Genomic DNA, 17,197 nt, shown 5'->3' on the forward strand with positions numbered 1-17,197 from the left:
CTAAAATTAATATTAAAAAGTCTTTTTCAAAGAATGCTAGTTATAAATCTAGGCAAAGCGGCTGTAAAGACAACAGAAAGGCTAACAGAAAACATTGTTAATAGTTATAGTAAATGTGATGCTAATCTTGAGTATTTAGAAAACGAGTTCAAAGAAATAGAAAATATTTTTAATGATATTATGAGGAACTTAGGGCTTAAACAGAATCCTAAATATCTTGCAGTAAATGATAATTCTAAACGTGCGAGACTAAAACTAATCGAAACTCCGCAAATACCAAAGAAGTAGGTTTTTGGTTAAGGTCTGCTTGGGTGAGTATGTTGGAGGCAAGGCAGGGCAAGCAGAATGTAAATATTGGTGAGATAAAGAGAGAAAGTAAGAACTGGGATCGTAAGACACGTACATTAACCCCTCAAGCTCAAGTGGTAATAGGGACAGCAGTAACGGCAGCAACCGCCGGAGTAGGTAGTACGATTGGTGCAGGTGTTGCAGGAGGTATAGGAGCTGGAGGTGCAGTTGGAGCAGGCGTAAGTAGTGCTATAGCGGCTGGGGTGAGTGGATTTGCGTCTGGAGTGGTGATAGGAGCTGCAAATAATGGTGGGAATATTTTAAAGGGAGTAAAGGAATCTACTAGCAAAAAGGCTTTAAGATCGCTAGGCAAGGATATGCTAGCGGCTGGTGTTACGACTGGGATAATGAACGGTACTGGCTTTGGTAATGTGGCGGAGAAGGCAAGGCTTGGCGGGGTGGTTGGTCGTAATCAGGCGATCTTTGAGAGGAGGATGCTGCGAACCGGTGTTAAACTAAATACAGAAAATAATAAAAAATACTAATATAAAAAGCTTAGGTTATCTCGCTTTATGCTGAATCCCGTGAATAAATCACGGGATGACGAAGAAAAAACTACTATTCATCCCCTATTTTTAATGCTGCGATGAATGCAGATTGTGGGATTTCGATATTGCCGTACTGCCTCATTCTCTTCTTACCGGCTTTTTGCTTCTCGAGCAGCTTACGTTTACGAGTTATATCACCGCCGTAACATTTGGATAAAACATCTTTACGCAATGCCTTAATAGTCTCACGGGCAATAATACGGCCGCCAATACTTGCTTGAATTGCAATATCGATCTGCTGTCTCGGTATCAAATCCTTTAGCCTTACGCATAACGCCCTCCCCCGCTGCTCAGCACGTGAGCGATGTACGATTGTCGATAACGCATCAACTACCTCGCTGTTAACCAGAATCCCAAGCTTCACAAGTTCAGACGGCTCGTATGTATCCATTTGCCATTCAAAACTTGCATAACCTTTTGAGCAACTTTTTAACCGATCGTAAAAATCATATACTATCTCATTTAGTGGCAATTTATATACTACTTTTGCCCTATTTGCTATATAGTTGTGATCTAACTGAATTCCTCTTTTTTCAGTGCAAAGCGATAATACCGCACCTAAAAACTCATCAGGTACCATTATAGTTGCTTTAATCCAAGGTTCTTCCATTGAGTCGATTTTTTGCAGATCAGGTAAATCAGCTGGATTGTGAATCTCTAGCACTTCACCCTCACGCATATGAATTTTATACACCACGCTTGGAGCGGTAGTAATTAAATCTAGATCAAACTCTCTACTTAAACGTTCCTGTATGATCTCTAAATGTAGCAACCCTAAAAAACCACACCTAAAACCAACTCCTAAAGCTGATGAGCTTTCCATTTCATACTCAAAGCTAGCATCATTAAGGCGAAGTTTTGCCAGCGAATCCTTTAAATGCTCAAACTCGCTACTATCTGTCGGATAAAGCCCGCAGAATACTACCGGCAAGTTTGGTTTAAAACCTGGCAGAGCTTGCTCACAAGGCTTCTTCTCATCGGTAATAGTATCTCCAACCTTACAATCTGCTACCTGCTTTATAGAAGCAGTGAAAAAGCCGATTTCCCCTGCATGCAGAACATCCGAAATATGTTTTTTGGGAGTAAAATATCCAACATTCTCTATTGTATAAACCGAATTCGTTGCCATCATTTTGACTTTCATATTCTTACGTAACGATCCATCAATAACACGCACTAAAATAACCACACCAAGATAAGGGTCATACCAACTATCAACAAGCAATGCTTTTAAAATATCTGTATTACTTTCTTTCGGTGGAGGTAATTTATTTACGATTGCTTCTAAAACTAAGTCAATACCTATACCACTTTTGGCAGAAATCAGTACTGCCTCACTTGCATCAATCCCAATTATGTCCTCTATTTGTTGTTTTACCTGCTCAGGTTCTGACGCCGGAAGATCAATCTTATTCAGTACCGGCACTATTTCATGATTATTCTCAATTGCCTGATAAACATTGGCAAGAGTTTGTGCCTCTACCCCTTGCGTACTATCAACCACTAACAACGACCCCTCACACGCTGCAAGCGATCTACTAACCTCATAAGCGAAATCGACATGCCCAGGGGTATCCATCAAATTTAAGTAGTAAGTATTGCCGTCTTTAGCCTTATATACAAGCCGCACTGTTTGGGCTTTGATTGTTATGCCCCGCTCTTTTTCGATATCCATTGAATCTAGTACTTGCTGGCTCATTTCTCTTGCCTGCAAGCCACCGCAATATTCAATTAACCGGTCAGCCAAAGTAGATTTGCCGTGATCGATATGAGCTATTATTGAGAAGTTCCTTATATATTTTTGATTATTCATAATTATTGTGATATAATTTGCGTTTTATCATCTCCGTCATTGCGAGGAGAGGCGAAGCCTTGACGTGGCAATCTCATGAAAATATCCTGAGATTGCTTTGTCAAAACTTATAGTTTTTCCTCGCAATGACGTCTATAGTCACGATAATATAACAAAACCAAAATATATAACAGGAAAAAATAATGCGAGCGGAAATAGAGAATTACGTTAAGAAAATTGAGCAGTCTTTAGAACTGCTTCGGAGGTCACTTTGACGTCGAAACGTCAGCAACTAGACTAGCAGAGTTAGAGGAGTTAGCGGCAAGTCCCGATCTATGGAATGATCAAGCTAATGCTCAAAAATTACTACGAGAAAAAAGCAATCTAGAAGAACAATTAGGAGCTTATAATAAAATTAAGTCTAATCTAAAAGATGCATTAGAGCTTGAAGAAATGGCTGAAGCTGAAAATGATCTTGAGATAATGCAGCAAGTTGAGAAAGATTTACAAAATTTAAGCACTATTGCCGCAAAATTTGAAACTGAGTGTTTGTTTTCAGGCGAAGCAGATAGTAATAACTGCTTTTTAGAAATAAATGCCGGAGCGGGAGGAACAGAAAGTCATGATTGGGCGTCTATTATGATGCGTATGTATTTACGTTTTGCCGAAAGATTAGGCTTCAAAACTGAGATCATTAATATGATTAACGGCGAAGAAGCAGGCATAAAATCATGCACGATTAGGATAATCGGTAAGCGTGCTTATGGCTGGCTTAAAACTGAAGCAGGAGTGCATAGGTTGGTGCGTATTTCTCCTTTTAATGCGGCAGGCAAACGTATGACCAGCTTTGCAAGTAGCTGGGTATATCCGGAAATTGACGACAATATAGCAATTACAATTGAGGATAAAGATTTAAGAATCGATACTTTTAGAGCATCGGGAGCGGGAGGACAACATGTTAATACTACCGATTCAGCGGTACGTATCACCCATATACCTACCGGCACGGTTACACAATGCCAAAGCGACAGATCACAACATAAAAATAAAGCTCAAGCTATGAAAATGCTACAAGCTAAACTCTATGAGCTTGAAATGCAAAAACGTACCGATAGTGTTAACGAGCAGAATGCCGCCAAGACGGATAATAGTTGGGGGCATCAAATTAGATCATATGTGTTGCAGCCCTATCAAATGGTAAAAGATCTACGCACTGATTATGAAACTTCTGACACTAAGGGCGTACTTGATGGCGATCTCGAAGAATTTGTCTCAGCAAGCTTAGCTATGAATGCGGGTGGTAGGAGATAAAATGGATCAATTTTTCCGTCATTGCGAGGAGATGCGTAGCATCGACGCGGCAATCCAGTTAAAAATACTAATATTATTTTTTCTGGATTGCTTCGTCAATTACTCCGTAATTTCCTTAGCTCAGACGGAAAATAGTAATACCAGTTACCAAAAGTTATTTTGCTTGATATTACGATTAAGCCGTGATATGTCTCTCCCATATTTCAACCTAATTACTTTATCACAATATGAAAAGCTGCAAAAACTTTGGCATTGCTATTTCTATAATTATTATAGCTATAGTTTCGATTCTAGGATTTCAGAATTACCAAAAACATACACAAGATAAGCATTTTGAACAACTAGTAACTGATCTTAATAATTTAGAGATTAATAATGAGCAGGTACGTAAAAGTTTCATTTCAGAGATACAAAATATTTATGCCACTGAAAATCCTGAGATAGATAAGAATATAAAATATGTATGGGTTTTGTCAGCAAGACATTCTTATAATAAAATGCCTATTATTTCTCATGCCCAAAATATAGGGGCTGTAGATAAAGAAGACGGTTATAATAGAATGAGACTTGGTATTGAAATTGCAAGAGAAGTAGCCGCTAAAAAGCTTAATAAGCACGTATCTGATTTAACTTATCAAGAATTAAAGGAGCATGGACCGATAATTTTATTTAATGGCGGAGCGGAAGGTAACAGTTTGTTACAGAAAGATTTAGATAAGAACGAGATCAAGGATTATCCAAAAGAGAATTTTTATATTTTTGCATTACCGGAAAATCAGGCTAACACTGGCGGACAGTTTAAAACTTTATATAAAGAACATGAAGACGGTAATATTGATTTAAATAATACTGAAATCGCTATTGTTACCCATGCTTATCATTTCCCTCGAGTGTATCAATATTTTGATAACAAGCCAAATTTTGATTTTTTCTATAATCACAATACTAAGCCTATAATTTTCTTAGTTGATCGTAAATTTGAAACTATAGGAGTAGATAACGAACTAAAACAAGAATTATCAAAATTACCTAGCTATATCGATAAAGGTTTTATTTCAGAAAAATATACTCTATAAACGGCTCTGTCGCATCTATACATCATGTCTAGTATTTTCACTAAAACCTAAGATTTTAGATATTATGCTGCCATTAACATTTTAAAGTTTTCAAAAGTAGATACCTGCTCATTAGCTCCTACTATTTGTCCTTTTTGAATCATACGAATATTTTCAATACCAGCAATAGTTATCTTAGCACTACGGAAACTCTTAAAACCAAGCATTGGCTTAGTTCGTTTCTTAACAAATCTATGATCTTGTTCTATCAAATTGTTCAGATATTTATTTTGAAGTATTTTTATCTTTTGTTCTTTAGGTGAGTTTTTATTAAAGTCAGTAAGAGCCGAAGTATTACTACCACTCTTATCTATTACTACCTTTTTAGGTATATCGTTACTCTTAAAGGCTTTTTTAAAAAACGCCTTAGCAGCTGCAGCATCTCTACGTTTTCTTAATAAGAACTCAATAGTATCGCCACAAGAGTCGATGGCTCTATATAGATATACCCATTTACCATTGAGCTTAATATATGTTTCATCCATTCTCCAGCTATTGCCAATCGGTTTCTTACGTTTTCTAACCTCCCTATCTATCAAAGGAGCAAATTTAATTAACCATCTTTGAAGAGTAGCGTGATCTATTTTAGCACCTCTGATACTTGCCATCTCCTCAAGTTCTCTGTAACTTAACGAAAATCTACATTTCATATACACAAATAACATGATTATCTCAGGAGATGAACAAAATCCTTTAAAATACTTCAAAAGTTTTGGTGATATTGCAAATGGCATACTGCTAATTTTTTGGCTCTTTATAGCCTATATTACGACACTTGGCAATAGATGCGACAGAGCCATATGGCTTTACTATGCCAATCTATAATGGCTGCTCTAGATACATAAAACCGCCTTTAGTGCGAATATATGTTATATCACCACTCCAAACTTCATTAGTATAAGGAACACACACATTTTTAGTTTTTCCTGATTTAGTCCAATATTTATCAAGCAAATAACTATAGATTCTATGCTCACTATCTTTTATAGTAGTTACTTTCTTCCGATGAAGGTATATCGCTTCAATACCCATTAATCTCATATATTTTAGCACACGATCCCAACCTATCTTAAAACCGTCTGCTAATAATTGCTGATATATATAACGATAACCAAATTCTGGATTATCCGTATATATATCGTCTACTCTATTTAATATATTTAAATTATAGTTACTAAGCGACTGTTCTTTATAATACGCCGAAGAACGGTGTCATTGTCAAATAAAAAGGGACCACTAAATTACGTAAAAAAGGGACCACTTTATTTAAAATTTTTTATGTCATATTACCTCCAGATTTATAGTTATTAATACGATAACTTTTACCTGTGATGTTTAGTATATGTGCATGATGTACTACTCGATCAATAATTGCATGAGTTAATAACTCATCAGCAAATATTTCATTCCATCTTTCAAAATCCTTGTTTGTGGTGATAATGGTAGATTTATTTTCATATCGTTTAGCAATAATATTAAAAAAATCATCTACTGAATGTTTTGGTAATTGCTTAAAACCTAACTCATCAAGAATTAATAAGTCAAATGATAAGAGTAATTTAACTTTTTTGTGATAGCTATTATCTGCTCTTGCAATATGTAAATTATAAAGCATATCCGATACCGTAGTAAAATATACAGAGTATTCTCGTGTTAAAGCTTTTAATGCTAATCCAATAGCAAGATGAGTTTTGCCAGTTCCAGAATTACCTATGAATATGACATTGCCCTTAGTATTAATATAATCACAAGTAGATAAATCACTTATTACTTTGGTATCAATACTTGGTTGGAACTGAAAATCAAAGTCTTCTAAATTTTTAGTTACCGGTAATTTAGCAGCATTTTTACGACGACGGTAATTATTATCCTTACGGTGAGATTTTTCATCTTCACATAATAGTGAGAGAAATTCTTTAAATCCTAGTTTATTATTTTGAGCATAAATAATCCTTTCATTTAAGCTATTGACTATACCTGATAATCTAAAACTACGTAGGTCATTAAGCAAGTTCTGCATTCTGACCTCCAAACTCTGGCAATGGTAAGTTTACTGCATTACTATTTAAGATATTCTTAATTTTAGAGTAAGAACTTATACCGTAATGTAATGCTCTATGACAGGCTTTATCTATTAACTCATCATTGTAAACCTTACGTAAAGAAATAATACCTCTGGCACAACGTTGCCAATCATTTACTCGTGTTTGTTGTAATAACTCTAATAATAAACTGCAATTATTGCCTATCTGCTGCATTTGTTGTTGATAATGTTCGCTATATTCTATAAAACCTGGGCATAGACGTTTATATTTGGCATAATGAGACGGATTAGTGGTAAATATTCCTTTGCCATCTACTCTAACGTGCCTTGCTATTAAATCATTTTGTATAGAAAATATTTGAACAAGGTTTGGTGATAATTGTACCAATACTTCACTGTATATATATTTTGCTGGTACGGAATAATAATTATTATCTATGGTGATATGACAATCTTTTGCTACTTTTCGATTATGCCACGATGATAAATCAAACGTTTCTAATGGTAAGGGCATTAAATTATTACTTTCTTCTTGCTCAAATAGTTCCTGAGGAATTTTTTTAGTAGTACCATGTATTCGGTTATTTGCTTTATTTAACCAGTTTGCAAGATCGTGTATTAATTCTTCATATCTATGAAATTTACGTCCAGCAAAAAAATTATTTTTGACATACTTTATGCCTGATTCTACTTTGCCTTTTTCTTGAGGTTGATATATACGACAAGGAGAAAGTAAAATCCCATAATGATCAGCTAAACGTTTGTATTCCTTCTGATATACAGGCTCATAGAAATTGCTATCTACCACCCCAGCTTTAAGATTATCAAGTTTTATTACTTTTGGACTACCAGCAAAATAATTAAATGCATTGATATGACATTGTATCCATGTTTTACAACTTTGATCAAACACTACTTCATAATAATCAAGGCGACTATAGCTTAAACGCATATTAAACACATATGCTTTAACTCTACGCCCTTGGGCATTATACTGTAAGCCTATGTCACCAAAATCTACTTGTGCTTCCTCTCCTGCTAAAGTATGAAAACGAATGCAACTGTTATTCTGAATCTTATATTTTTTGATATAACGGGTTAGCGAACCATAACTTTTTGTATAACCTTGAATTTTTAACTCTTCAAAAATTCTTATGTAACTTAGATTCTTTTCTAATAACTCAATTATTTGTTCGTGCCAAGAATCCAGTGCTGAAGATCGTTCATAGGGTGCAGGATATTCTGTACCAGACTCTACGTAACGATTTATTATTTTTCTTACTGTTTTACGGTCTATCCTTGTTAGTTTGGCAATATTTCTTTGACTGTTGCCTTGCTTATAAAGGGTGATAATTGTTGTGTACATATTTATTCTTATCATTGTATCACTAGATATTTATTTTAATTAATTATCTAGTGAATATTGCACATTATAACCTTATTAGGTTACACCAAATTCTCTGGTCCCTTTTTCGTGCAATTTAGTGGTCCCCTTTACTTTAGCAATGACAGAACGGATAATTGGCTCTGTCGCATCTATTGCCAAGTGTCGTAATATAGGCTATAAAGAGCCAAAAAATTAGCAGTATGCCATTTGCAATATCACCAAAACTTTTGAAGTATTTTAAAGGATTTTGTTCATCTCCTGAGATAATCATGTTATTTGTGTATATGAAATGTAGATTTTCGTTAAGTTACAGAGAACTTGAGGAGATGGCAAGTATCAGAGGTGCTAAAATAGATCACGCTACTCTTCAAAGATGGTTAATTAAATTTGCTCCTTTGATAGATAGGGAGGTTAGAAAACGTAAGAAACCGATTGGCAATAGCTGGAGAATGGATGAAACATATATTAAGCTCAATGGTAAATGGGTATATCTATATAGAGCCATCGACTCTTGTGGCGATACTATTGAGTTCTTATTAAGAAAACGTAGAGATGCTGCAGCTGCTAAGGCGTTTTTTAAAAAAGCCTTTAAGAGTAACGATATACCTAAAAAGGTAGTAATAGATAAGAGTGGTAGTAATACTTCGGCTCTTACTGACTTTAATAAAAACTCACCTAAAGAACAAAAGATAAAAATACTTCAAAATAAATATCTGAACAATTTGATAGAACAAGATCATAGATTTGTTAAGAAACGAACTAAGCCAATGCTTGGTTTTAAGAGTTTCCGTAGTGCTAAGATAACTATTGCTGGTATTGAAAATATTCGTATGATTCAAAAAGGACAAATAGTAGGAGCTAATGAGCAGGTATCTACTTTTGAAAACTTTAAAATGTTAATGGCAGCATAATATCTAAAATCTTAGGTTTTAGTGAAAATACTAGACATGATGTATAGATGCGACAGAGCCATATAAACTCCCTAGTCTCGTTATTTCGGATAAACTTCGGTGCGATTATTTTAATATAACTTTCTAAGTTTTTAGTATGGGAATGTTTTAAGCCTAAAGTTTGTACATACATTAAATAAGCTTGTTTATGAAGTTCTTTTGCTTTGCTTATGTCTCCCCATTTTCTATATACTGTTCCAATATCAATAAAAGAAAGAATAATATAATGATGATTTCCTTTGTATAATATTTTTATCATCCTAAACGCTTCTTCTTTATATCTTAGTTCTTTAGAGATATGGTTTAATTTATCATAAACTGTATTTACATTATTAAGGGAGGTAATAATTGTAGGATGATCAATTTGATATAATTTTTGTTTCATCTCTAAGGCTTTTTTAAAATATTCTAGCCCTTTAGAAATATTGTCCAAATCCTTATAAACTAAGCCCACATTATTAAGAGAATTTGCAATATCGGGATGATCAGCTTGATATAATGCTTGCCTTATCTTCAAGGCTTCCTCCAAATATTCTAGTGCTTTTGAAAACTGTCCTAATTTTTGATAAGCTATACCCACATTATTAAGAGAATTTGCAATATCGGGATGATCAACTTGATATAATGCTTGTCTTATCTTTAAGGCTTCTTCTAAACATTCTAGTCCTTTAGATGAGTATCCTAGGTCACTGTAAACAGTCCCAATACAATTAAGCAAGTTAGCAATATAAGGATGGTTGTTTTGATATACCATTTGCCTTATCTTCAAGGCTTTTTCTAAATATTCTAGTGCTTTTGAAAACTGTCCTAATTTTTGATAAGCTATACCAATATTTTTGAGAGAAATAACAATATAAGGATGATTACCTGAATACAGTACCCTATATCTCTTTAAAGCTTCCTCGTGATATTCTAATGATTCTTTAAATTTACATAATATATGATCATTATAATACCCCACTTTTTTATATAAGCTTGCTTTGCTAAGTTTATGTATATTTAATATTTTTATTACATGAGGATAAATTAATTTAGCATTTTCCCAATCTTTGCTTGGTTCATTTGTTACTGACGGAAATAAATTATCTAGTACTTCTATTAATCTTACAAAAACTTCTTTTTTATCCATTGCATGCTCTTTATGTCTATCTGCATATCTTTTTACTGCAAACTGTACTAATCCATGTAATTGTAAACCTGCTTGTTCATCTTGGCGTATTAGATTCATTAACGATAATTCTTCTAATCTTTTTATAGGTTCTTGTAATTTTTCTTCACTCACTAGAAATAGTTTTTTGAAAATATCTATACTTATAAAGTCAGGGTCTAAATATGCTGAATATTGTAACATCTGCCAGGCTACTGGTGATTTTTCTAATATTTCTAATAGCAGTATTGTCTCAGGTTGTTCATCTTTATTATTACGTAGAAAATTAAGATAATCTTTTACTTTAAGTAATTTATTTTTTTAAAATATGCTACCGCTTTGGACAAACTATATGGCAATACTTCATCTTTATTGCCTAACTCTTCTATTAAATCGTTAATGTCTTCATTATTAAACCTATTTCCTAAGGAATTTTCTAAATATGTTATTGCTGTTTTTATATTAAAAGGTTTTAATTCAATATTTGTTATATCATCACTTAGCTTATTATTTTTAGTAGTAATTATGGTTTGTACTTTATCTTTGGGTATATTCATTATACCGTTAATATAAAGTTCAATATCTTTATATGCTTCGACATTATCAAAAATAAATAATGTATTTGAATTTAAATTTGCAATTTTATTACAGACTAATCTTATTATCTCTCCCTCTTTTTTATCTGTTATATAAATGGCAAGCTCTTTAGCAAGTTGCCTATATGCTTCATTAATTTTATAGGCAGAATCAGCATTAATAAAGCGTACTATTTTCTTTGCTTCGTCTCTTTGTTTACGACCGTAATCCTTAGCTAGAGTAGTTTTGTCCGTTCCGGCAAAAGCACTAATTGCTACATATGAGTTTTTACTTAAAGCATTATCGATTTGTTTAAATGCTTCTTCACGATGAATAAGGTTATGAATTGATAAAATAGGTAAATTACTGTTTACACTCCCTATATAACCGGCAGAATAAACATTACAATCTTTCAATATTTTTTTTGCCTCATGACTCACTTCAACTAATCTTAAAATTTGCTCCCTTAAATCATCCACCTTAATATTAGATGATTTTATAAATATATAATCTTTGTCATTTTTATGTTCTATCTCATATTGTTCTTTTATAATCTTTAATTGCTTTCTAGCTAAGTTTGGTATCTCTTTTACTTCAAGGTTTAGTTCTGCTAGTTGGCATAAATACCAATCACCGTTTCTTTTATCATTTATATTAGCTACATCTTCAGACAAATTTACTTCCTGCGAGCGGTAATGACCTTGGTAAGAAAGCTCAAATTGATTCTTTCCCTTTAGTTGTTCAGGGTTTTCTAAATGCTTGTAAACTTCTAAAATTTGCTCAATTGCGACATTACCGCTGACAAATTGATTAATTACCTCAAGAAAACTTCCTAATGTCGTTGCCGTTATGCCTCTATCTGCTAGATCGCTTGCCAAATCTTTAATTGTGTTATTAACAGGCACAAAATAAAATAACTTATCTCCTAACGTATTGTCTTTAGGTTCATATTTGATACAAGGCCAATCTATTATCTGTTCATATTTTATAGGTCTACCGGTTTCGGGATCAAAGGCATCCAGCATTGAAGTAAGTAAGTCGCTACTTAATGATAGTAAAGAAATATAATTTTTAATTGGGATGGCTTTATTCAAGGTATTTATTATTTTACTGCTATACTCGGTAGCCGTAATTTCAGGAAATAATCTATATGCCTTATGAATATGAGAGTTACTAGTATTTACAAAATTCGGAGCAGATAGATAAGTAGTTATGTCTAAATTTCTTATATCAAAATGAGTTTTATGACTAATTATATTGGGTTTAAAACTACCTATAACTTTTGCAGAGCCAGGACTATCGAACGTTATAGCTTTTCCTTTGTAATAGTTAAAATCTTGATGAGCAAAATATAAGCTTAATTCTGCAAACCATGCACCTAAAGAATAACCCGTAAAAGATAGATTATAGTCATGCTTTTTAGCATATTCGGTGATTTCCTGCGTAGTCTGATATGCTGCTGCTTGTTGTGCTACTATCTGCCCGCCTAAAATACTTTTTAAATGGGTCTTAAGCGGTGAGTCCGGTTTTAGCAAATCCCACCCCCTCAAATGTAATGCCTCGATGAGCAAATACTATTTGTTTGGTCTTGTCGTTTACATATGCTACGGCGTAATATCTGCCTATTTTAGACTCGCTAAATATTTTAAATATCTTCCAATCTTCTAAATATTGATTATATTTTGCTTTTTCAAGAGTTACTTTTTCTTGTGTTTTAGAATCTATATAAGAATGCAAACTAAGTAACCCATGAATAAAATCGCTAGGGTGCTGCTTATAATTCTGATTGTTTAAAATTATTTTATTTTCTATCTTCTGTATAAAATCACTGGAAGAATTAGGCATTTTTCCCCAGCTTACATTACCGATAAAATCATTATTTTGGATTTTACTTGCTATTTCTTCTAGCTGTAATATTGTTAAATCTATATCTTTAAGGTCAAGATGTACAAAATTAGGATCGTTTTTTTGTAACTGAGTGATAAGTGCTTGATATTTGTTTGTAGAACTCATAAATAGATTTAGTTGAATTTTCACAAGGCATTATAAATTAAATTTTATAATTTTCAACTGTTACGTTATTTACCATGAACTTTTTTATCTATAATTCTTTATTAAAAACAGCATATTTAAATATAAAAGTTAAAGCAGCTGCTAAGAATAATGCTATCAAAGAATTTATTATAATTAACGATATCCCCCATCTAAAATTATCTATAAAAGCACATGCACAACAAGGCAAAGCTAACGAAGAGATCATAAATTTTTTGGCAAAAGAATGGCAGTTATTGCGGAGTAATTTAGAAATTACTAAAGGACATACTAACAGCTTAAAGACAATTTTAATAAAAAATATTGATGAAGAGTATTTAAATTTGATTTTAAAATCCTATATTAAATGAATAAAGTTTTGTTACATTGGTGTCACCCCGTGACTTGATCACGGGGTCTTGTATCACAAACTGAGTCATAAGATCCCGCGATCAAGTCGCGGGATGACATTAAATACAACAAAACTAAAACAAGAATTTTAAATTGGATTTAAGTAATGAAACAAGAAAAAAAGAAATTTGATGCCGAAGTCGGTAAGATTTTAAATTTAATGATTCACTCTCTTTATAGTAATAAAGAGATTTTTATGCGGGAATTGATTTCTAATGCCTCTGATGCTTGTGATAAGCTGCGTTATCTATCCCAAAGTGAAGCTGAATTAGTAGCCGGTGACTCTAACTTTAAAATTACTGTTAAAGTCGATAAAAATAATGGTCAGGTTATCATCCGTGATAACGGAATCGGTATGAATAAAGAGGATTTAATCGAGAATCTAGGCACTATTGCAAGATCGGGTACGGCAAATTTCCTTAAGAATCTCTCAGGTGATTCTAAAAAAGATAATATGCTAATTGGTCAGTTTGGCGTTGGTTTTTACTCAAGCTTTATGGTAGCTGATAAGGTCACTGTAACTTCAAGAAAAGCTGGCGAAGATAAAGTATATGTTTGGGAATCGGAAGGCGAAGGCGAATATATTGTATCAAGCTCAGATAGAGAATTTAGCAGAGGAACGGAAATCGCTCTACACATTAAAAAGGAAGAAGATAGTTTCCTTGATCATTTTAGATTAAAACATATAGTTAAAAGCTATTCCGATCATATAGCTGTGCCAATATATTTCTTTGATGAGGGGGATAATAACGAAATACAACTAAATTCTGCATCAGCATTATGGACAAGATCAAAATCAGAAATTACCGAAGAGCAATATAAAAAATTCTATAAAAGCTTATCTTATGTGGTGGATGATCCTTGGGTTACTATGCATAATAAAAATGAAGGAGCTATAGAGTTTACAAATCTGCTATTTATCCCATCAAGCAAAACTTATGATTTATTCCATCCTGATCGCAAAAGACGTGTAAAATTATACATAAAAAGAGTATTTATTTCTGATGAGAATATTGATTTAATCCCATCATATCTAAGGTTTTTACGAGGAGTGGTAGATTCAGAGGATTTACCGCTGAATATAAGCCGTGAATCGTTGCAACATAATAACATACTTGAGAAAATCAAAAACGCTATTACTAAAAGAGTGCTAGGAGAACTTAAGAAAAAGAAAGAAGAGGCTATGGATGAATATAATAACTTTTGGGCTAATTTTGGTGGAGCTTTAAAGGAAGGGTTATGTGAGGCTACAACAGATCATGAAAAGTTATTAGAAGTATGTATATTTAGAAGTGCCTTGCATAATAAAATGATTAGCCTTGATGAATATATAAAAGGCTTTAAAGATGGGCAGAATACTATATATTATTTAAGTGGTGATAATCCTGACAAACTACTTTCAAGCCCACAAATAGAGGGGTTATTAAGTAAAAATATCGATGTGTTATTATTTACCGATACTGTTGATGATTTTTGGGTAAATGTTAATAGCGAATATAAAGGACATGCAATTAAGTCGGCTACAAGAAGCGATATTGATGTAGATCAAGCTACTTCATCACCAGAAGAAAAAAATAAGGATGATAAAAAATCTGATGATGAATATAAATCATTAACTGATTACTTTAAAGAGATTTTAGGGAGTTTAGTTAAAGATGTTAAGATATCTAAAAAACTGACTTCAAGCCCTGCTTGTCTTGCTGTTAGTGAAGCTGCTATGGATATTCGTATGGAGCGATTTTTGATCGAGCAGAAGCAAATAGCTGCTGCATCCGCTAAAAATCTAGAGCTGAATCCCAAAAATAAGATCATAGAAAAAATATTTAATGACTTAAAAGCGAATAATAAAAATAACGAGGAGCTAGTTAAGTTAATATTTGATCAAGCTTGTATTTTAGAGGGTGAACCGGTAGCAGATACAGGGGCTTTCTCAAAAAGACTTAATGATATTGTACAAAAAGCTATATTATAGCTTTTAACTTAATTAGTTTTAATGTAGAATGGTTGCGAATAGGTTAACGTCATTGCGAGGAAAAATTGAAAATTTTGACGAAGCAATCTCAGGATTATAAAACGAGATTGCCACGCTCCTTTTAGTCGCTCGCAATGACGGGATACATAAAAATTTTTCAAACAAGATAATAGGTTTAATGTCTTATTACGATACTATATTTAGCGATCATATAGATAAAATTAAAAATGAAGGAAGATATCGGGAATTTAAAGCCTTAAAAAGGCAAGCCGATAATTTTCCTTTCGCTATGTGCGATGATAAACAAATAGTCATGTGGTGTATCAATGACTATTTGGGTATGAGCAAGCATCCAAAAGTAGTGCAAGCTTCCATAGATGCATTGCTAAAATATGGCGTTGGTTCAGGCGGAACAAGAAATATCGGCGGTAATAATGTAGCTATTCTTGAGCTTGAGCAGGAGCTGGCAAGCTTGCATAACAAAGAAGCCTCCTTAGTCTTTACTTCCGGCTTTGTTGCAAATGACACAACCCTTGCAACACTTGCTAAAATTATGCCTGATCTTGTCTTTTTTTCCGATGAGCTAAATCACGCCTCGATCATTGCCGGCATTACCGGTTCTAAAGCCGAAAAGCACATATACAGACATTTAGACGTTAAGCATTTAGAAGAGCTGCTCCAATCAGTTGATGTTAATAGACCGAAAATAATCGTTTTTGAGTCGGCTTATTCCATGGACGGCTTCTTTTCTCCTGTTAAAGATATAATCAATTTAGCTAAAAAATATAATGCTTTAACCTTTATTGATGAAGTCCACACAGTAGGTTTATATGGCAAAACCGGTGCTGGTATTGCTGAGCTTCTTGATTGTAGCGATAAAATCGACATTATCCAAGGAACGCTTGCCAAAGCATACGGTACTATCGGTGGTTATATCACCGCAAACCATAGCCTAATTGATGCTATCAGATTAACAGCTTCCGGCTTCATTTTTACTACCTCACTGCCACCGGTAATTTCTACCGCTGCAACACATAGTATTAGACATTTAAAAGAATCTAATCAAGAACGAAAAACACATCAGCAGGTGGTTAGCAAGCTTAAAAGCTCTTTTGACCGCTTTAACATCCCTTATCTTAAAAATGAAAGCCATATAGTGCCGATAATTATTGGTGATCCTATTAAGGCTGCCAAAGCTTCTAATATGCTGCTTAATGAGTATGGTATTTACGTTCAACACATCAATTTTCCAACAGTACCAAGAGGAACCGAACGCCTCCGAATTATCCCAACTCCCGCACATACCGATGAAATGATCAACGACTTATCTACCGCCTTAGTGCAGATATTTGCTGCATTAAACATAGAATTATCTTCTACAAAAGAGTTAAATGATGAGATATATTTAAACCTTATTGCTTGATCGGCTTGGCGTAATCAGTGATAACTTGGAAAATGCCTTGTATGTCATTCCTGCTTAAGGCTTGTTTGCGTAGATCGATTTTTCCGTCATTGCGAGGAAATTACGAAGTAATTGACGAAGCAATCCAGCTAAAAAATGCTAA

At 33.6% G+C, this 17,197-nt stretch carries 16 protein-coding genes and 1 pseudogene; 8 read left to right on the forward strand and 9 right to left on the reverse strand.

What is annotated here, in order from left to right:
• The first annotated feature begins 33 nt into the window (after positions 1-33).
• Both AAGD54_RS05135 and AAGD54_RS05140 read left to right on the forward strand, forming a co-directional pair.
• Positions 34-288, forward strand: coding sequence for a hypothetical protein (locus tag AAGD54_RS05135; RefSeq protein ID WP_341794286.1), 255 nt, complete (start codon positions 34-36; stop codon positions 286-288).
• Between the two features lie 29 nt (positions 289-317).
• Positions 318-833 carry a DUF637 domain-containing protein gene (locus AAGD54_RS05140; RefSeq protein ID WP_341795186.1) on the forward strand — a complete coding sequence of 172 codons (516 nt, stop codon included), beginning with the start codon at positions 318-320 and terminating at the stop codon, positions 831-833.
• A 73-nt stretch (positions 834-906) separates the two neighbouring features.
• Here the strand turns inward: AAGD54_RS05140 and lepA are convergent, their stop codons facing one another.
• A complete protein-coding gene (lepA, locus tag AAGD54_RS05145) occupies positions 907-2,709 on the reverse strand; it encodes a translation elongation factor 4 (protein ID WP_341794287.1) in 1,803 nt (600 codons plus the stop codon).
• A 182-nt stretch (positions 2,710-2,891) separates the two neighbouring features.
• On the opposite strand from lepA, the gene prfB reads away from it, so the two are divergent.
• Together prfB and AAGD54_RS05155 are read left to right on the forward strand one after the other, a co-directional pair.
• Positions 2,892-3,999, forward strand: a protein-coding gene (gene prfB / locus AAGD54_RS05150; RefSeq protein WP_341789106.1) for a peptide chain release factor 2 whose coding sequence is annotated in 2 segments (ribosomal slippage) — positions 2,892-2,960 and positions 2,962-3,999 — 1,107 coding nt in all. Because the reading frame shifts where the segments join, the coding sequence is not laid out codon by codon here.
• A 227-nt stretch (positions 4,000-4,226) separates the two neighbouring features.
• Positions 4,227-5,075, forward strand: coding sequence for a hypothetical protein (locus tag AAGD54_RS05155; protein WP_341794288.1), 849 nt, complete (start codon positions 4,227-4,229; stop codon positions 5,073-5,075).
• A gap of 62 nt (positions 5,076-5,137) precedes the next feature.
• On the opposite strand, the gene AAGD54_RS05160 is transcribed toward AAGD54_RS05155, so the two are convergent.
• From AAGD54_RS05160 to istA, 5 genes and pseudogenes are all read right to left on the reverse strand, one after another.
• A complete protein-coding gene (locus AAGD54_RS05160; protein WP_341794245.1) occupies positions 5,138-5,848 on the reverse strand; it encodes an IS6 family transposase in 711 nt (236 codons plus the stop codon).
• Between the two features lie 85 nt (positions 5,849-5,933).
• Positions 5,934-6,167 (reverse strand): hypothetical protein, encoded by a 234-nt coding sequence (locus tag AAGD54_RS05165; RefSeq protein ID WP_341794289.1) that lies wholly within the window; start codon positions 6,165-6,167, stop codon positions 5,934-5,936.
• Between the two features lie 9 nt (positions 6,168-6,176).
• A pseudogene (locus tag AAGD54_RS09460) lies at positions 6,177-6,272 on the reverse strand (hypothetical protein); the annotation flags it as partial.
• 118 nt (positions 6,273-6,390) lie between these two features.
• The gene (gene istB / locus AAGD54_RS05170) at positions 6,391-7,134 is read right to left on the reverse strand and encodes an IS21-like element helper ATPase IstB (RefSeq protein ID WP_341794290.1); all 744 of its coding nucleotides are present in this window, start codon (positions 7,132-7,134) and stop codon (positions 6,391-6,393) included.
• A complete protein-coding gene (istA, locus tag AAGD54_RS05175; RefSeq protein ID WP_341794291.1) occupies positions 7,118-8,524 on the reverse strand; it encodes an IS21 family transposase in 1,407 nt (468 codons plus the stop codon). The genes istB and istA overlap by 17 nt, the downstream gene beginning before the upstream one ends.
• A gap of 221 nt (positions 8,525-8,745) precedes the next feature.
• Between istA and AAGD54_RS05180 the strand changes: the two genes are divergently transcribed.
• A complete protein-coding gene (locus tag AAGD54_RS05180; protein WP_341794245.1) occupies positions 8,746-9,456 on the forward strand; it encodes an IS6 family transposase in 711 nt (236 codons plus the stop codon).
• On the opposite strand, the gene AAGD54_RS05185 is transcribed toward AAGD54_RS05180, so the two are convergent.
• The 3 genes from AAGD54_RS05185 to AAGD54_RS05195 form a co-directional block, all read right to left on the reverse strand.
• Positions 9,434-10,846, reverse strand: coding sequence for a tetratricopeptide repeat protein (locus AAGD54_RS05185; protein WP_341794292.1), 1,413 nt, complete (start codon positions 10,844-10,846; stop codon positions 9,434-9,436). The genes AAGD54_RS05180 and AAGD54_RS05185 overlap by 23 nt on opposite strands.
• Positions 10,847-10,941: 95 nt before the next feature.
• Positions 10,942-12,753: a hypothetical protein gene (locus AAGD54_RS05190; RefSeq protein WP_341794293.1), complete on the reverse strand. Its 1,812-nt coding sequence runs from the start codon at positions 12,751-12,753 to the stop codon at positions 10,942-10,944.
• Positions 12,728-13,231: a hypothetical protein gene (locus AAGD54_RS05195; RefSeq protein ID WP_341794294.1), complete on the reverse strand. Its 504-nt coding sequence runs from the start codon at positions 13,229-13,231 to the stop codon at positions 12,728-12,730. Before AAGD54_RS05195 ends, AAGD54_RS05190 begins: the two co-directional genes overlap by 26 nt.
• Positions 13,232-13,305: 74 nt before the next feature.
• On the opposite strand from AAGD54_RS05195, the gene AAGD54_RS05200 reads away from it, so the two are divergent.
• From AAGD54_RS05200 to hemA, 3 genes are all read left to right on the forward strand, one after another.
• Complete coding sequence (locus AAGD54_RS05200; protein WP_341788038.1) at positions 13,306-13,620, forward strand: DUF167 domain-containing protein; 315 nt, start codon at positions 13,306-13,308, stop codon at positions 13,618-13,620.
• Between the two features lie 146 nt (positions 13,621-13,766).
• Entirely contained in the window at positions 13,767-15,632 is a 1,866-nt protein-coding gene (htpG, locus tag AAGD54_RS05205) for a molecular chaperone HtpG (protein WP_341794295.1), read from the forward strand.
• A gap of 178 nt (positions 15,633-15,810) precedes the next feature.
• Positions 15,811-17,055 (forward strand): 5-aminolevulinate synthase, encoded by a 1,245-nt coding sequence (gene hemA / locus AAGD54_RS05210; RefSeq protein WP_341794296.1) that lies wholly within the window; start codon positions 15,811-15,813, stop codon positions 17,053-17,055.
• Positions 17,056-17,197: the final 142 nt, after the last annotated feature.

The sequence above is a fragment of the Rickettsia endosymbiont of Rhinocyllus conicus genome (assembly GCF_964026465.1).
Lineage (GTDB): Bacteria > Pseudomonadota > Alphaproteobacteria > Rickettsiales > Rickettsiaceae > Rickettsia.

Bases quoted from the DNA above. Each gene is read 5' to 3' on its own strand.
- istB (WP_341794290.1), bottom strand. From the start codon at position 7,134: ATGCAGAACTTGCTTAATGACCTACGTAGTTTTAGATTATCAGGTATA.
- istA (WP_341794291.1), bottom strand. From the start codon at position 8,524: ATGTACACAACAATTATCACCCTTTATAAGCAAGGCAACAGTCAAAGA.
- AAGD54_RS05135 (WP_341794286.1), top strand. From the start codon at position 34: ATGCTAGTTATAAATCTAGGCAAAGCGGCTGTAAAGACAACAGAAAGG.
- AAGD54_RS05185 (WP_341794292.1), bottom strand. From the start codon at position 10,846: ATGTTACAATATTCAGCATATTTAGACCCTGACTTTATAAGTATAGAT.
- hemA (WP_341794296.1), top strand. From the start codon at position 15,811: ATGTCTTATTACGATACTATATTTAGCGATCATATAGATAAAATTAAA.
- AAGD54_RS05200 (WP_341788038.1), top strand. From the start codon at position 13,306: ATGAACTTTTTTATCTATAATTCTTTATTAAAAACAGCATATTTAAAT.
- lepA (WP_341794287.1), bottom strand. From the start codon at position 2,709: ATGAATAATCAAAAATATATAAGGAACTTCTCAATAATAGCTCATATC.
- htpG (WP_341794295.1), top strand. From the start codon at position 13,767: ATGAAACAAGAAAAAAAGAAATTTGATGCCGAAGTCGGTAAGATTTTA.
- AAGD54_RS05195 (WP_341794294.1), bottom strand. From the start codon at position 13,231: ATGAGTTCTACAAACAAATATCAAGCACTTATCACTCAGTTACAAAAA.
- AAGD54_RS05160 (WP_341794245.1), bottom strand. From the start codon at position 5,848: ATGCCATTTGCAATATCACCAAAACTTTTGAAGTATTTTAAAGGATTT.
- AAGD54_RS05140 (WP_341795186.1), top strand. From the start codon at position 318: ATGTTGGAGGCAAGGCAGGGCAAGCAGAATGTAAATATTGGTGAGATA.
- AAGD54_RS05155 (WP_341794288.1), top strand. From the start codon at position 4,227: ATGAAAAGCTGCAAAAACTTTGGCATTGCTATTTCTATAATTATTATA.
- AAGD54_RS05180 (WP_341794245.1), top strand. From the start codon at position 8,746: ATGCCATTTGCAATATCACCAAAACTTTTGAAGTATTTTAAAGGATTT.